This window comes from Candidatus Binatia bacterium, assembly GCA_029248525.1.
Classification (GTDB): domain Bacteria; phylum Desulfobacterota; class Binatia; order UBA12015; family UBA12015; genus UBA12015.
This window is the reverse complement of record JAQWJE010000049.1, coordinates 322,196-335,837: the sequence shown is the minus strand read 5'-3', so window position 1 is coordinate 335,837 and position 13,642 is coordinate 322,196. Positions and strand designations below refer to the sequence as shown.

15 protein-coding genes are annotated in these 13,642 nt (G+C 58.7%); 7 read left to right on the top strand and 8 right to left on the bottom strand.

The window, feature by feature from the left end; translation table 11 throughout:
* Nucleotides 1-7 precede the first annotated feature (7 nt).
* On the bottom strand, nucleotides 8-715 hold the full coding sequence (locus tag P8K07_14055) for an enoyl-CoA hydratase/isomerase family protein (GenBank protein ID MDG1959642.1): 708 nt from the start codon (nucleotides 713-715) through the stop codon (nucleotides 8-10).
* Nucleotides 712-1,557 (bottom strand): inositol monophosphatase family protein, encoded by an 846-nt coding sequence (locus P8K07_14050; protein MDG1959641.1) that lies wholly within the window; start codon nucleotides 1,555-1,557, stop codon nucleotides 712-714. Before P8K07_14050 ends, P8K07_14055 begins: the two co-directional genes overlap by 4 nt.
* Before the next feature lie 116 nt (nucleotides 1,558-1,673).
* On the opposite strand from P8K07_14050, the gene P8K07_14045 reads away from it, so the two are divergent.
* A complete protein-coding gene (locus P8K07_14045) occupies nucleotides 1,674-3,446 on the top strand; it encodes a long-chain-acyl-CoA synthetase (GenBank protein MDG1959640.1) in 1,773 nt (590 codons plus the stop codon).
* A gap of 47 nt (nucleotides 3,447-3,493) precedes the next feature.
* On the opposite strand, the gene P8K07_14040 is transcribed toward P8K07_14045, so the two are convergent.
* Nucleotides 3,494-3,871 carry a carboxymuconolactone decarboxylase family protein gene (locus P8K07_14040; protein ID MDG1959639.1) on the bottom strand — a complete coding sequence of 126 codons (378 nt, stop codon included), beginning with the start codon at nucleotides 3,869-3,871 and terminating at the stop codon, nucleotides 3,494-3,496.
* A 113-nt stretch (nucleotides 3,872-3,984) separates the two neighbouring features.
* Nucleotides 3,985-4,794: an undecaprenyl-diphosphate phosphatase gene (locus P8K07_14035; protein ID MDG1959638.1), complete on the bottom strand. Its 810-nt coding sequence runs from the start codon at nucleotides 4,792-4,794 to the stop codon at nucleotides 3,985-3,987.
* A 59-nt stretch (nucleotides 4,795-4,853) separates the two neighbouring features.
* On the opposite strand from P8K07_14035, the gene P8K07_14030 reads away from it, so the two are divergent.
* The 5 genes from P8K07_14030 to P8K07_14010 all read left to right on the top strand — a co-directional run bounded on the left by P8K07_14030 (nucleotide 4,854) and on the right by P8K07_14010 (nucleotide 9,179).
* On the top strand, nucleotides 4,854-5,348 hold the full coding sequence (locus P8K07_14030) for a cytochrome c maturation protein CcmE (GenBank protein ID MDG1959637.1): 495 nt from the start codon (nucleotides 4,854-4,856) through the stop codon (nucleotides 5,346-5,348).
* Between the two features lie 9 nt (nucleotides 5,349-5,357).
* Nucleotides 5,358-7,364 (top strand): heme lyase CcmF/NrfE family subunit, encoded by a 2,007-nt coding sequence (locus P8K07_14025; protein MDG1959636.1) that lies wholly within the window; start codon nucleotides 5,358-5,360, stop codon nucleotides 7,362-7,364.
* Nucleotides 7,361-7,873 carry a cytochrome c-type biogenesis protein CcmH gene (locus P8K07_14020; protein MDG1959635.1) on the top strand — a complete coding sequence of 171 codons (513 nt, stop codon included), beginning with the start codon at nucleotides 7,361-7,363 and terminating at the stop codon, nucleotides 7,871-7,873. Before P8K07_14025 ends, P8K07_14020 begins: the two co-directional genes overlap by 4 nt.
* Before the next feature lie 12 nt (nucleotides 7,874-7,885).
* Nucleotides 7,886-8,296, top strand: a complete 411-nt coding sequence (locus P8K07_14015; protein ID MDG1959634.1) for a zinc ribbon domain-containing protein — start codon at nucleotides 7,886-7,888, stop codon at nucleotides 8,294-8,296.
* 61 nt (nucleotides 8,297-8,357) lie between these two features.
* The gene (locus P8K07_14010) at nucleotides 8,358-9,179 is read left to right on the top strand and encodes a rhomboid family intramembrane serine protease (GenBank protein ID MDG1959633.1); all 822 of its coding nucleotides are present in this window, start codon (nucleotides 8,358-8,360) and stop codon (nucleotides 9,177-9,179) included.
* Here P8K07_14010 and P8K07_14005 read toward each other — a convergent pair.
* The 3 genes from P8K07_14005 to P8K07_13995 all read right to left on the bottom strand — a co-directional run bounded on the left by P8K07_14005 (nucleotide 9,171) and on the right by P8K07_13995 (nucleotide 11,857).
* Nucleotides 9,171-9,959, bottom strand: a complete 789-nt coding sequence (locus tag P8K07_14005; protein ID MDG1959632.1) for an SDR family NAD(P)-dependent oxidoreductase — start codon at nucleotides 9,957-9,959, stop codon at nucleotides 9,171-9,173. The two genes, P8K07_14010 and P8K07_14005, sit on opposite strands and share 9 nt — an antisense overlap.
* 35 nt (nucleotides 9,960-9,994) lie before the next feature.
* Nucleotides 9,995-11,068 (bottom strand): Zn-dependent alcohol dehydrogenase, encoded by a 1,074-nt coding sequence (locus P8K07_14000; GenBank protein MDG1959631.1) that lies wholly within the window; start codon nucleotides 11,066-11,068, stop codon nucleotides 9,995-9,997.
* Nucleotides 11,069-11,131: 63 nt separating this feature from the next.
* Nucleotides 11,132-11,857 (bottom strand): acyltransferase, encoded by a 726-nt coding sequence (locus P8K07_13995; GenBank protein ID MDG1959630.1) that lies wholly within the window; start codon nucleotides 11,855-11,857, stop codon nucleotides 11,132-11,134.
* Between the two features lie 102 nt (nucleotides 11,858-11,959).
* Here P8K07_13995 and P8K07_13990 point away from each other — a divergent pair, with 102 nt between their 5' ends.
* Entirely contained in the window at nucleotides 11,960-12,715 is a 756-nt protein-coding gene (locus P8K07_13990; protein ID MDG1959629.1) for an SDR family oxidoreductase, read from the top strand.
* 3 nt (nucleotides 12,716-12,718) lie between these two features.
* Here the strand turns inward: P8K07_13990 and P8K07_13985 are convergent, their stop codons facing one another.
* Nucleotides 12,719-13,633: a sigma factor gene (locus P8K07_13985; GenBank protein MDG1959628.1), complete on the bottom strand. Its 915-nt coding sequence runs from the start codon at nucleotides 13,631-13,633 to the stop codon at nucleotides 12,719-12,721.
* Between the last annotated feature and the right edge of the window lie 9 nt (nucleotides 13,634-13,642).

The following is a 13,642-nucleotide window of genomic DNA, read 5'->3' as shown; positions in this document are numbered from 1 at the left end:
CTTGGCATCATCGCGGCTGAATTGGCCGGGAGGGGTCCACCCCCGGTGTGGCCGATGGCGGCAATGCCAGCGCCGAAAGAGCAGGCCCGTAGAGGCTGGTCTTGAGGGTGCACATCACCGGGTCCGCCTTTGCCGCCAGGGGTGCGGCAATTTGAATCGCTCGCTCAAGGACCTGAGTTTCATTCGCCACCTCGTCCACGATCCCTGCCTCAAGCGCTTCCGGACCGCCATAGCGTCGACCCGTAGTGATCAACTCTGCGACCGTACGCGTCGGAATTCGGGCCTGCAGCAAAGCGACCATCCCGGGATGCAATGGGGCCGGCATATCCACCTCCGGCATGCACCAATAGCCCCTGTCCGACCGCATGACCTGAAAGTCATGCGCAACACCGAATTGGGCCCCGGCACCAAAAGCATGCCCGTTGATTGCCGCTACCGTAGGTGCCGGGAAGGTCAGGATTCGGGCGAGGACCCGCAAGGCTCCCCCCAGCAGAGGATCCAGATTAGCTCCGTCGTCTGCCATCATTTCGACTAGATCAAAACCGTTGGAGTAGAACTTTCCACTGCCGGTGGTCACCAGCGCAGCCGGCCCTTTGACTGCCTCGACTTCATCGAGAAAGCTGCTCATGGCCCTGACGCTCTCGCAATTGAACCGATTTTCACCGTTATCCATTTGCAACACAAAAACTTCTTCGTGACGCTCCAATCGAATCATCTGACCGATCCTTTCTGCGGTGCGAGGAAGCTCCGCAATTCATCATGCACAACGGGTGCAGCCGCGATCACCTCGCGCGCATCCAGAAACAGATCCTTCCCGGAGAAATCTGTCGATAGCGCACCCGCCCGACGCGCGATCAGGGCCCCTGCCGCAATATCCCATGGCTGCAGCCCGCGCTCCCAGTAGGCATCCACGCGACCCATGGCCACCCAAACCAAATCCAGAGCGGCTGCACCTGCGCGCCGCAAATCGCGACAGCGCGGAAGTATATGATGCCAGTCCTGCAAATATTCATCGGCGCGTTCCCGACGATCATAGGGAAAACCCGTCGCAACCAGCGCCTCCTCCAAAGACCGACAGTTGGCGACGGCGATTGGCTCACCGTTAAGGCATGCGACTCCATCGTGTGCTGCGGTAAATAATTCATCGCGCATCGGGTCGTAGACAACGCCCGCCAGTGTCTCGCCTTCCGCATGCGAGAAATCCTCGCCGGGAGAAAATCCCTTCACAGCGGCAAGCGAGACTGCAAATTGCGGAACACCATGCGCGAAGTTCACCGTCCCGTCGAGAGGGTCCACAACCCAACAAATCTCCGAGGCGCTCGACTTGGGCGCAGCGCCGCTCTCCTCGGTGAGCCAACCATGGTCGGGAAAAGCTTCCTTGAGACGGCCGCGGATCAGCTGATCAGCCGCCTGATCGGTGTCGGTCACGAGATCGACCGCATTCGCCTTGGTTTCGATCTGTCGCGATTGCGGCATACGTTCGCGGATCAAGGCGCCCGCCTCCCGCGCCACGCGCCCGCCCACACGCAGTAATTCCTCCGAAGTTTCCCGCAACATCCTCGATGTTCTAGCGCGCATCTCCGGCGAAAGCAGCCCGCATCAACCGAACTGGCGCAGGCACCCCTACAGTGCCAAAAGAACATCTGTCCCCAGACATTAACAACGAGGCAAACATGGACTTTCGCGAAAAGCTGATCACCGCATGGAAACAATTATGCTTTTATCTCCGCCTGGCACCCTACGCGCCGGGCTTTCTCCCCTCGGGCAAATGGAGTGCGGCTCGATTGATGGAGCAGCGGGCTCGCGATCACGCCGATCATTTGGCGGTGGTCTTCAAGGAGCGGCGATACACATGGAGACAGGCGAACGCCGAGACCGACCGCTGGGCCAACTTCTTTGAAAGCCGTGGCATCGGGCCAGGAGATTCCGTCGCGTTGCTGATGGACAACCGCCCCGAATATATATTTGCGCTCCTTGGTCTGGGCCGAATTCATGCGGTCGCTGCTCTGATCAACACCAATATCAGCGGCAAGGGACTTACCCACGCAATCCAGATCTCGAATGCTTGCGCCTGCATTGTCGGTTCCGAGCATGCGGAAAAACTACACGAAGTCCGCGAAACATTGGAAAATATCCCATCGGAGATGATCTTCGAGCAAGCCGAAAGCGTGCCTACCGAAACCTTTCCCTCGGCGAATCTACTTCTTGCCAATTTCCCTGGCGATCGACCGCAGCCCCCGGCACTCCCACGCGGCGATGCACCGATGTGCTATATTTATACCTCCGGGACGACCGGACTGCCGAAGGCGGCCATCATCAAGAACTCTCGCTGGTTTTCCGCATCCTGCCTGTTCGGGCGCGGTCTTCTGGAGCTGCACCCCGGGGATGTCAACTACGTTCCGCTGCCCCTTTATCACTCCACAGGAATGTTCGCCGGCTTGGGCAGTTCCCTCCTGACCGGCGCGACGCTGGCGTTGCGCACGAAGTTTTCTGCTTCGAATTTCTGGTCAGATATTCGCCAATTCGAAGCGACTGCCTTTGTCTATATCGGAGAGCTGCTTCGCTATTTGCTCAACCAACCCGCATCTCCTGAAGACACCAACCACAAGATCCGCGTGATTACGGGAAACGGCCTTCGCCCGGATATCTGGACAACTTTTGCCAAGCGCTTTCAGATCAGCGAGATCAGAGAATTCTATGGCGCCACCGAAGGCAATGCACCGACCGTCAACCTCGAAAATCGGCCAGGGATGGTCGGTCGCCTCGGCCCGGGGCAATCCATTCTGCGGTGCGATCTCGCGACAGGCGACGTCCTGCGCAACTCTGATGGGTTCTGCGAAAAAGTCGCCGTCGGCGAAACCGGCCTGCTGGTCGCGCAGATCTCGACGACCACGCCGTTCGACGGTTATGCCGACAAGGCAGCCACTGAAAAGAAAATCCTGCACGATGCCTTCGCCAAGGGGGACCGCTCCTTTAATTCCGGAGATTTGATCACCCTGCATGAAAACTGGTGGATCTCATTTGCCGATCGGGTGGGGGATACCTTCCGCTGGAAGGGAGAAAACGTATCCACCAACGAAGTCGCGGAGATCCTCAATGATGCGCCCGGCGTCCTCGAAAGCAATGTCTACGGCGTTCTGGTCCCGGGCGCTGATGGTCGGGCAGGCATGGCCAGCCTGAATTGCCGGGAAGACTTCTCCCTCGAGGATTTCACAAGTTTCGTCATCGAGAAGTTGCCCGGCTACCAACGGCCCTACTTCCTGCGTCTGCAGCAGGATATGCGGATCACCGGCACTTTCAAACATCAGAAAGTCGACTATCGGAAAGAGGGATTTGACCCCTCGCTGATCAAGGACCCGCTTTTCTTTCTCGATGGATCTCAATACCTGACGGTGGATCAGGATGTGTTTTCTTCCCTCCAGGAGGGGACGCGCAAACTACGCTGAGCCTGCGCGCCCCTGATCCTGTGAGGGATGGACCGACCGAGGAAACCCTACTCGGCTTCGTCCGACTTTTCGCGGTGAGTCGCAATCGCCTGCGCGGCGGCGCCAAGCGCCGTGGTCGCGCGGGGCCACCCCGCATAATGAGCGACCTGAACAGGAATCTCTTCCAATTCTTCCGGCGAGAGGTCTCCGCGACTCAAAGCCTGCGTCATATGAACGCCGAGGTTGCTGCCATCGCCCATGGCCGCGAGGATCCCGAGAACCACCAGTCGGCGATCTCGAATCGCCAGAGATTCATTGCCCCAGACGTCGGCAAAAAGATTATCGACCGTCAGCTCCAAAAACCGACTCGTATTGCCCGGATCGATGGCAATTCCGCAGACATCCTCCATCAACCGGAGGCCTTTCTCTCGTTTGGTCTCGCTCATAATTCTGTTCCTTGTCTTTTGAAAGCAGCCTCATTGTCGAGGCATTCCTCTCGCGATCTATCGTCGCTGGACAGGTTTGACAATCCGAAGGCGGGCGAGGCGCCCCTCGATACTTAATTCCCCCACCCCGACCAGAAGACGATGACCAGTACTCCGCCTACGACAATACGGTACCAGCCAAATGGTCGAAGCGAGTTGGTCTGCACAAAGCGAAGGAAAACATGAATGACGACCAGCGAGCTTACGTACGCCGCTACAAGGCCGACGACCATCCCCAGGCCGAGCTCATCGGTGAGTCGATCCCGCGCCTTGAAAATCGTATAGAGACAGGCGCCATACATGGTCGGCAGCGCGAGCAAGAACGAGAAATCTGTTGCCACTCGACGCTCCAGGCCGGCGACCAGGCCAGTAATAATGGTCGAACCCGACCGGGAGACGCCGGGCATGAGAGCAAGACATTGGCCGAATCCGATGGCCAGCGCCTGATTCCAGCTAACCTCCTCGAGATCGGCCGTCGAAGCCCGACGACCCGGTGCGTCAATCCAGAGGATCAGCAATCCGCCGATCACCAGCATGGACGACACGAAGCCCGGCCGGAAAAGCCAGGCCTCGATCCAATCGTGAAAAAGTAGCCCGATCACCGCCGCCGGCATAAACGCCAACGCCACTTTGCCAACAAAGGCGCGGGTTTCAGGCCGTTCCGGAAGGTCTTTCGCGATGCCCAGCAGGCGCTCCCTGTAGACCCAGGTCAGAGCCAGCATGGCCCCCAACTGAATAATTATCTCGAATTCCGCCGAACCGAATTCCAGATAGTGTGAAACCAGAATCAGGTGCCCAGTCGAAGAAACGGGAAGAAACTCCGTCAAACCTTCGACAATTCCGAGTACCGTCGCCTTCCAGATTGTTGTCAGAGTCTCACTCATATCGACCTCCACATTGCGGGGCGTTTTTACATCCAGTAACCTGAAAGCCAAGGACTCTCATGCATCGAAAATCCAAATTCCTTCTCGGATCCTTTCTCATCGTCGCCGCTGTAGCGACCTTGATCTACTCAGCCGTGCAGGAAACCTCGGCATATTTTCTCACCATGGAGGAATATGCCGCTGCCGCAGGCGAGCACGACGGAAAATCGTTGCGCCTCGCGGGCCGGGTTGCCGGCGATAGTGTCGATTGGGATCCGATGTCGCTGAATCTCGCTTTCCAGATGGAACCCATCCCGCCCCGCGAAGGCATGCACGAGGACCGTCCCGTAGTGGACTTGGCACCGGGTACCGTTCGCATTCTTGAAGTACGATACAACGGCATTTTACCCGATATGTTTGCCGAGGGGCGCGATGTGATCGTCGAAGGGACCGTGGCAGGCGGAGTTCTGGAAGCTGACACATTGCTGACCACTTGCCCGTCCAAATACGAAGCCGAACTCCAACCTGACGAAGTTCCGGCCGGCGCAGTGGCGCCCTCGAGCACAACGCTCTAGGATAGAGGCATGACAGAAATCGGACGCTTGGCGGTCGTGCTGGGCTTCATTGTGGCCATCTGGGGTGTCATCGCCAGTATTGCAGGGGGCCTGAAGCACAACGAGAATTGGACACGTAGCGGGCGCAACGCCGCATGGGCCTTTACCGCCCTCACCTCGATCGCCACGGGTTGCCTCCTGCAACTACTCTTCGCCCGCGACTTCAACGTCGAGTATGTCGCCAGCTACAGTTCCTCGACTCTGCCTCTCTGGTACACCTTCTCGGCGCTCTGGGGGGGCATGAAAGGTTCTCTGCTCTTCTGGACCTTCATTCTCTGCCTGTTCAATGGAATTGTTCTCTTGCAGAACCGGCACCAAAATCAGGCATTGATGCCGTGGGTGACGGCCACGGTCCTGACGACCGGAGCCTTCTTTCTCTCATTATTGGTGTTTGTGACCGATCCATTCGAGAGGCTGGCCTTCGTGCCGCAAGAGGGATCGGACCTCAACCCACTCCTCCAAAATTACTGGATGACGATTCATCCTCCCTCGCTCTACCTTGGCTTTGTCTCCACAACGATCCCCTTCGCCTTCGCCATCGGCGCGCTGGTCACAGGCCAACTTGGCGAAACCTGGATCCGCACCACTCGACGCTGGTCGCTATTCTCGTGGTTCTTTCTCTCCCTGGGTAATCTTTTCGGCGCTGCCTGGGCGTATGTCGTGCTCGGCTGGGGAGGCTATTGGGCGTGGGATCCGGTCGAGAACGCTGCGTTCATGCCGTGGCTGACCTCAACCGCATTCCTGCACTCGGTCGTGATTCAGGAAAAAAAGGGCATGTTGAAGGTCTGGAATATGTCGCTGGTCATTCTGACCTTCTCTCTCACGATCTTCGGCACTTTCCTGACCCGATCGGGCGTCATCTCCTCCGTGCACTCCTTCACGCAATCCGGCCTGGGCCCCTTCTTCCTCTATTTCCTCCTCGCGATGGTCGTGATCTCCGTAGGTCTTCTGATTTGGCGCCTGCCCTTGCTCAAGAGCCGCAACGAGCTGGAAAGCGTCTTCTCGCGGGAAGCTGCCTTTCTGCTCAATAACCTCATTTTCGTCAGCATCGCCTTCACCGTATTTTGGGGAACGATGTTCCCGGTCATCACCGAGTGGGTGCGCGGTGTGAAAATCACCGTCGGGCCCCCGTTCTTCAATCGAGTCAATGCACCTCTGGCACTCGCGCTGGTCTTCCTGATGGGGATCGGACCCGTTATCGCGTGGCGTCGCGCCACATGGTCCAGCCTGAAAAGAAGCTTCGCCTGGTCAGGCGGCTTCGGTCTTCTGATCGGTGCGCTCTCGATCTTTCTGGATGGGGGCAACTTCTACTCGACGGTGGCCTTCTCGATCGCTGCATTCGCGTTGGCGGCCGTCTGGGTGGAATTCTGGAGGGGGATGCGGGTCCGACAGCGGATCATGGGCGAACGCCCCTGGACCGCGCTGTCTCGCCTGATCGGAAAAAATCGGCGGCGCTATGGCGGCTATATCGTACACGTCGGTATCGTGATGATCTTTGTCGGCATCGTCGCTTCATCAATTTTCCGGGTGGAAAAACAGGAGCCGCTGGAAGTCGGGCAAGAGCTTCCGATTGCCGGCTATGTCCTGCGCTACGAGGGCGTGGAAGACCACTCGGACGAACATGTCGAAGTCTTGCGCGCGCGGGTTGCTGTCTATAGCGACTCCGGCGAAGCGCTGGGCATGGTCTACCCGGAAAAGAGATTCTACAAAAAACCGGAGCAGCCAACCACCGAAGTATCCATACGATCCACGCTCGCCGAGGATCTTTATGTGGTCCTCGCAAGCTACGATCCAAAGAGTGGACTCGGAATATTCCAGGTTTTCGTGAATCCCTTGATCGCCTGGATGTGGATTGGGGGCTGGGTTCTGACGCTCGGTACCGGCATTTGCATGTGGCCTTCTTACGCTGAACGAACCGCCCTCGCCGCAGAACGCGCCAAGGCTGATGGAGCACCGACTGGCGGGCGAACCGCATGAGATCGACCGTCCGTCTGGCCCTGAGATTTTGTGCGAGTCTCGCCCTGATCTTTCTTTTGGGCGGCTGCGAAGCTCTGAATCCCATCGCCTCGGACAACCGGCTACCGACGCAGGGTCAGGTCGAGAGTTCCCTGACATGCCAATGTGGTTGCGGACTCACCGTCCATTCGTGCAACCACCTGAGCTGCAGTTCGGGAGAACCTCTCAAACTCGAGATCGCGAGCCAAATCGCGGAGGGTCGGGACCTGCCCCAAATTCTGTCCCATTTCGAAACCAAATATGGCGAGATCATCCTCTCGTCGCCCACCTCGCGTGGCTTCAATCTCGCGGCCTGGACGGTGCCTTTCATCATGCTTGGCTTCGGTACCTTGGGCGTTGCCTATATTCTTTGGCGGTGGCGCCGCAACGATCGAGGCCCCGCGGGCGCAGGTGGCACGTCGGTGAAAACCGACCCTGAACTTCGGGCACGTCTGGAAGACGAACTCAAAAAATTCGACGATCGAAGTTAATCGAGGACTCCTATGCTGATCACAATTATCGGAGGAGCAATCGTCCTCGTTGCCGCGACCTTCATCAGCTGGCCGCTTCTTTTTGGTTCCGCCGCGGACACCGGTGCGATCCCCGGAGAGACCCCGGACGAAGAAGCGTTTCTCAGTCTCGCAAAGCAAAGGGATAATGCCCTGAGCAGCTTGCGCGATGCCGAGATGGATCATGCGACCGGGAAGCTTTCCGAAATGGACTACGAGACCATCCGCAACGAACTCGAAACCGAAGCCATGGAAGCGATTCGGAAGTTGGACGTTCTCGAGGGGCCTTCGGAAACCGGGGAGGATGCCGACTTCGGTTTCTGTCCCGCTTGCGGGGCCCGTCGCAACGAGACGGATGCTTTTTGCGGACAATGTGGCCTGCAGTTGCCCGCGATCTCCATCTGAACCGCTCCCCGAACGATTGTCCCCACTTGCATCCTGCCGCGGGGGCGGCCAGTCTTGCCCCATGCCCCGGCTCGCCCTCACGACCCTGCATGCAACACGCACCAATGAAGTGATTGCGCTTCTTGGCTCGATGGGTATCGATGCCGAGGTTCAATCGATCGCCGGCGGCCAGGCTGAGCTGTTGGTCGACGATCGAGATGTCGCTCGTGTCGAGCGCTTGCTCGCCGAAGAGTATGACGAAGAGCGACTGCAGACGCCCGTACCCACCCGAAAACCTGTCCGGACAGAGCCCGAGCCTTTCAAGATTCAAGTTCTGGTCTACCTGTTTCTTCTTGAAGGCTTGAATTTCTTTCGTCTCTACCAACAAAGTCCGCGCCCGCAACGAGCCGACTTTCTGCGCAACGGTGCTCTCACCTGGGAGAAGATTGACCAAGGCGAGGTGTGGCGCTTTGCTACAGCGGTCTTCGTTCATTTCGATTTCGTTCACCTCGCAGCGAACCTTTTGACCCTTACGTTGATCGGCCCTCTGGTGACCAGAGCTTTCGGCGGATTTCGCTTCCTGACGATTTTTCTTCTCAGCGGAGTCGGCGGCAATATCGTCAGCCATGTTCTGTCGCCCAGCGGAGCTCTTAAAGCCGGGGCTTCCGGCGGCGTTGCCGGTATCCTCGGCGCTTGCGCCGGACATGCCATCGCGAATCGCCACCAAAGTCGATATCGGGCATGGCAAATGGTCGCCGGTGTTATTGGCGCCTACGCCCTGCTGATCGGCGCCGGTCCACGAAGCGATCACCTCGCGCATGCGGGCGGACTCGCCGCTGGCTGGGCTCTCGGATGGCTTCTCGCACCCCGCAGCAAGGAGCCGGTTGCGGTAACCTCAGGGTAGTTCGGGTGCCCAGGACACTCCGTTAATATGACCGCCTCCGTCGACAAAGAGAGTATTCCCCGTCATATAGCGCGCGTCTTCGCTCGCTAAAAATACCGCGACCGGAGCGATATCCTCTTCGGGGTCGCCCATATAGCCCATCGGATTTTGCCGCAGAAGATCGGCGGCATTTTCGGGACTCCATTCGGCAAAGGCCTTGTAGGCGGCCGTTGCTGCCGCGGGGCAAATAATATTGGCCACGATCCCATGGCACGCCCACTCTCGGGCGGCTGTGCGCGTGAGGGCCCGCAATCCTTCCTTGGCAATATTATACTCGACCGTGAACATATGAGCGTTGACACCATTCAGGGAGCATAAATTGATAAACCTCCCGTAGCCCTGGCTTTTCATATGCGGAAAGGCAGCCTGCATCGACCAAAAAGAAGCCATGACGCCGACCGAAAAACCATGTCGGAGAAGCTCGTCGGTTTTCTCCTCGAGCCGGCTCGTCGTGCCCCCACCCCATGCATTATTCACAACGATGTCCACGCGGCCCCAGCGACTCGCGCAATTATCGACAGCCGCTTCAACTGCGCTTTTATCCGCAACGTCGGTCAGCAGAAACTCGACCTCGGTTCCGATTTCCTCGCGAATCTCCTCGGCTGTGCGCAGGCCGCGAGCTTCGTCCTTCTCGGCAAGGAGCAGATGGGCCCCCTCGCGAGCGAAACGCCGAGCAATGCCCCGACCAATCCCGTCCCCGGCACCCGTAACCACTGCCGACCTGCCTTCCAGCCTACCCATAGCGTTTTCCCCTGAGCCGCTTTGGAAACGGACACTCAATAATCGATCACGGAGCGAATCACCTCGCCTGCTTCCATTGCCCGAAAAGCGTCATTCACGTCATCGAGAGCAATTCGACGACTGATCATACCCTCGAGATCCAGCTTCCCCTGGCGCCACAGGCGAAGGAGTTTGGCGAAGTCCGTACGCACATCCGCGCTGCCGTACATCGAGCCCTTGAGCGTCTTGGCCTGATAGGCCAATTCAAAACCGTTCAAGGAAAGGCTGTCCTTGAAACTGCCCATACCGACGACGACCGTAGTCCCACCGCGCCGAGTCGCATCGTAGGCCTGACGGACCGTGTCCGAGCGACCGATGCATTCCAGCGCGTAATCAAATCCGTCACCCCCGGTCAGCGTCGCCTTGGCATCATCGAGTTGGTCCGGAGTTACAGCATGCGTCGCCCCGAAGGTTTTCGCTTGTTCCAACTTCGCCTCGACCATATCCACGGCCAGGATTTCAGCTGCCCCCGCGATTCTTGCGCCTTGAATCGCAGCAATGCCGACGCCGCCGGCGCCGATCACCAATACCGACGAGCCCGGACGAATCTCGGCCGTCCACATCGATGCGCCTACCCCCGTGGTCACCCCGCAGCCGATCAGAGCCGCGACGTGCAGTGGAATATCCGCGGGGATCGCGACCAACGAAGCTGCCGGCACGACCATCTCCTCCGCAAAAGTCCCCAAACCGCAGAAGCCGGCGATCTCTTCGGTGCCGATGCGAAAGCGTGTCGCCTGCGAAATACGATGCATCATCTCGCACAGATAAGGCTGTGCACCCAAGCAACGACGGCATGTGCCGCAGGCAGGGGTAAAGGAGGCGATCACATGATCGCCACTACTCAATCCCTGGACCCCGGAACCCACCTCCAGCACGATCCCCGCGCCCTCATGCCCGAGCACGCAGGGCAAGGGCCCCGGAAGGGTCCCGTTCTGTGCGGATAAATCCGAGTGACAAACTCCGCTTGCCACGAGCCGGACATGTACATCGCCAGGACCGAGATCCAACACCTCCACGTCGTTATGAACTTCCAGTGCTTTTTGTCGCTCTCTGAGAATTGCCGCCTTCATGGAAAAAACCTCGCTAGTTTAAGTGCGTGTCGCGACGGTAACCCGTTCGCGATTGGTAGGAAACTAATCTCCTCGGCGCGGAAAGAGAAGCGTGCGGAACCAACTCGACCAGCCGTTCTTGCTGAGTGCCAGGTGCTGAATGTATTTTTGCCGTGCTTTCACTTCTGCCGGGCTATCCGGAAAAAGCGAACCCATGGTCTTTCTCGGCTCCTCGGGATCGAGCTCCTTGACCACCCTCGCCGGGTTCCCCGCAACGACGACATTCGCTGGCACATCCTCGGCGACAACAGCTCGTGCTCCCACCACGGAGTTTTCGCCAATCGTGACGCCTTTGAGAACGCAAGCGCCTTCTCCGATCCAGACGTTATTCCCCAAAGTCACCGGGGCGCGCGCGCCGCCTTCATGAGTGCGGTCATAGAGACCATGCCAATCCGCATCCGTGATATACGCGCCAGCGGCCACCATGCAGTCATCACCAATCTCGATCCGGATGGCCGATTGGATCCTGACACCCGGAAGGATCAGGCAATGCGCGCCCAATTGCACCTCGCCATGCTGCTCGGCTGTTCCCCAGCCACAGATTTCCACAGGTCGCGCTCGATCTGCCACGATATGAAAAAAGGGCCCGGCCGAAACAGCGAAACCGCGAATCTGGACGTACCAGGGTTTTCGAATCAAATGACCCTCTCCCAGTCCGTCCATCCGCGGACTGAGAAATTGACGCACCCAGAACCCCTCAAAGGCAAGGATGGCGCGGAGCAAAAGAAAGGGTCTGTGGTCGTGTCTCACGTCCCCGCAAACTAGCCTGAGCAGCGGATGAATTCATATCGATCCACGCCCTATTTTCGAAACGGCTTCTCTTTCGGTAGCCAGTAGGAAGGAGGACTCTGAATGGATCTGGGAATCAGGAACAAGGTCGCGGTGGTGATCGCCGCGAGTCGTGGAATCGGGAAGGCTACCGCACTCGGTTTGGCTCGAGAGGGCTGTAATATTGCGATCTGTGCGCGCGGGGCCGAAAATCTCGCTCTCGCACACAAGGAGGCCGAGTCTCTCGGCGTGCGCGTCTTCAGCGAAAGATGTGATGTGGCTGACCTCGATGCGCTGCGAGGTTTCCTGGACCGGACGAAAAAGAATCTCGGCGCCGTTGATATTCTCATCAATAACGCCTCGGCCTTTGCTTTCGGGGGCGGCGCCGACGACTGGGAAAAAAGTTTTGCGATCGACCTGATGGCCGCAGTCCATGCCACCGAACATGTCCTGCCCTGGATGGAGCAGTCTGGAGGCGGAGCTATTGTGCATGTCTCTTCCACCGCGGCACTCGAGGCACCCGGCCCACCCGCTTATTCCGCACTCAAGGCTGCCCTCCTGAGCCATGCCAAGAATATTTCGGTTGCCCATGCGGCCCACAAAATTCGCGTCAACTGCGTGACTCCCGGTGCTGTAGAATTTCCCGGCGGCATTTGGGACGATGCACGAAAAAACAACCCCGAATTCTACCAAAGCATGCTCTCCACGATTCCTGCGGGTCGGATGGTCACCGACGAGGAAGTCGCGGACGCGATTATTTTCGCATCTTCTGCGCGCGCTTCGGGGATGACCGGGGCGGTGCTCTCCATCGATCTGGCCCAACATAAGGGCAATCTCTAAGCGCTAGAGAAGCTCACCGAGGCTTGGGCGCAGACCATCAAAGGAGAGGGCGCGGAGCTTGGCTGGCGCGAGAACTACATGGATCCGGGAAAGCATTCCACTGGGCTCGCGGCCAAAGAGAATCGCCAATCTCTCCGCCTCGCCTTCCGGGCTTTCGCCAATTTCTGCGAGCAGAGCCGGCTCGAAGTTCACCTCGGCCGTTTGGACTTCCGGCTTCGCCTTGCCGTGGTTCAGGAGGCCCTGCAGGAGGTTTGCGGCAGCTCCCGGAGAGCATGATTGATTGTCCGGCGCGTTACAGGTCCCACCGTGGTCGAAAGCCACTGCCAGCCGGGGGGCAACCACGTCGCGAGGAAAGCTGAATGCGCCCGACCCCGAAAGCGTGGCCAGGCCTTCGACCAGAGTTCGAATCCCCGATGAGCCCGCAAGGTTGGTGGGATAGCGACCGTCGCGCTCCAGAGCCAACCGCGAATCTACCAGCGAGAGCTCTACGGCCTCGAGGGGTAGCGCGAAAATTTCTGCGATTGCGGGAAGCGAGTGACCGGCAATCTCGCCAAGAACAAAAATAGCTCTGGCTTGAGCCTCAAGCTCTTCGAGCGCCAGAAGGGAGTCGAAACCGAGCGTGGCATTTGCCGAGACAGCATCGGGAACTCCCACGCCGCCGAGATCCGTCTGGACAGGCATCGGTAGCCAACGACCAGCGTAGCTGCGGGACCGTCGGCTCTGCAAAGCCGGCACCGCAAGCCGGATGAAAATCCCGAGGAGGTCGTCGCGCTCGGGCGGCGCCGAGGTCATCTGCTCCAGCGCTCGCAGGAAGGTTTCCTGCAAAAGATCTTCGGCAACCGACACGTCGCCACACACCCGATAGCCAACCCCTCGGAGAAAGGGGGCACTCTCTCTATAAACCTGATCCAAATCCACCGCTGAGGC

Excerpts from the sequence above, each read along its gene's own strand:
- P8K07_14025 (MDG1959636.1), top strand. The coding sequence starts at position 5,358 with ATGACAGAAATCGGACGCTTGGCGGTCGTGCTGGGCTTCATTGTGGCC.
- P8K07_14055 (MDG1959642.1), bottom strand. The coding sequence starts at position 715 with ATGATTCGATTGGAGCGTCACGAAGAAGTTTTTGTGTTGCAAATGGAT.
- P8K07_14030 (MDG1959637.1), top strand. The coding sequence starts at position 4,854 with ATGCATCGAAAATCCAAATTCCTTCTCGGATCCTTTCTCATCGTCGCC.
- P8K07_14015 (MDG1959634.1), top strand. The coding sequence starts at position 7,886 with ATGCTGATCACAATTATCGGAGGAGCAATCGTCCTCGTTGCCGCGACC.
- P8K07_14050 (MDG1959641.1), bottom strand. The coding sequence starts at position 1,557 with ATGTTGCGGGAAACTTCGGAGGAATTACTGCGTGTGGGCGGGCGCGTG.
- P8K07_14040 (MDG1959639.1), bottom strand. The coding sequence starts at position 3,871 with ATGAGCGAGACCAAACGAGAGAAAGGCCTCCGGTTGATGGAGGATGTC.
- P8K07_14035 (MDG1959638.1), bottom strand. The coding sequence starts at position 4,794 with ATGAGTGAGACTCTGACAACAATCTGGAAGGCGACGGTACTCGGAATT.
- P8K07_14005 (MDG1959632.1), bottom strand. The coding sequence starts at position 9,959 with ATGGGTAGGCTGGAAGGCAGGTCGGCAGTGGTTACGGGTGCCGGGGAC.
- P8K07_14000 (MDG1959631.1), bottom strand. The coding sequence starts at position 11,068 with ATGAAGGCGGCAATTCTCAGAGAGCGACAAAAAGCACTGGAAGTTCAT.
- P8K07_14010 (MDG1959633.1), top strand. The coding sequence starts at position 8,358 with ATGCCCCGGCTCGCCCTCACGACCCTGCATGCAACACGCACCAATGAA.
- P8K07_14045 (MDG1959640.1), top strand. The coding sequence starts at position 1,674 with ATGGACTTTCGCGAAAAGCTGATCACCGCATGGAAACAATTATGCTTT.
- P8K07_13990 (MDG1959629.1), top strand. The coding sequence starts at position 11,960 with ATGGATCTGGGAATCAGGAACAAGGTCGCGGTGGTGATCGCCGCGAGT.
- P8K07_14020 (MDG1959635.1), top strand. The coding sequence starts at position 7,361 with ATGAGATCGACCGTCCGTCTGGCCCTGAGATTTTGTGCGAGTCTCGCC.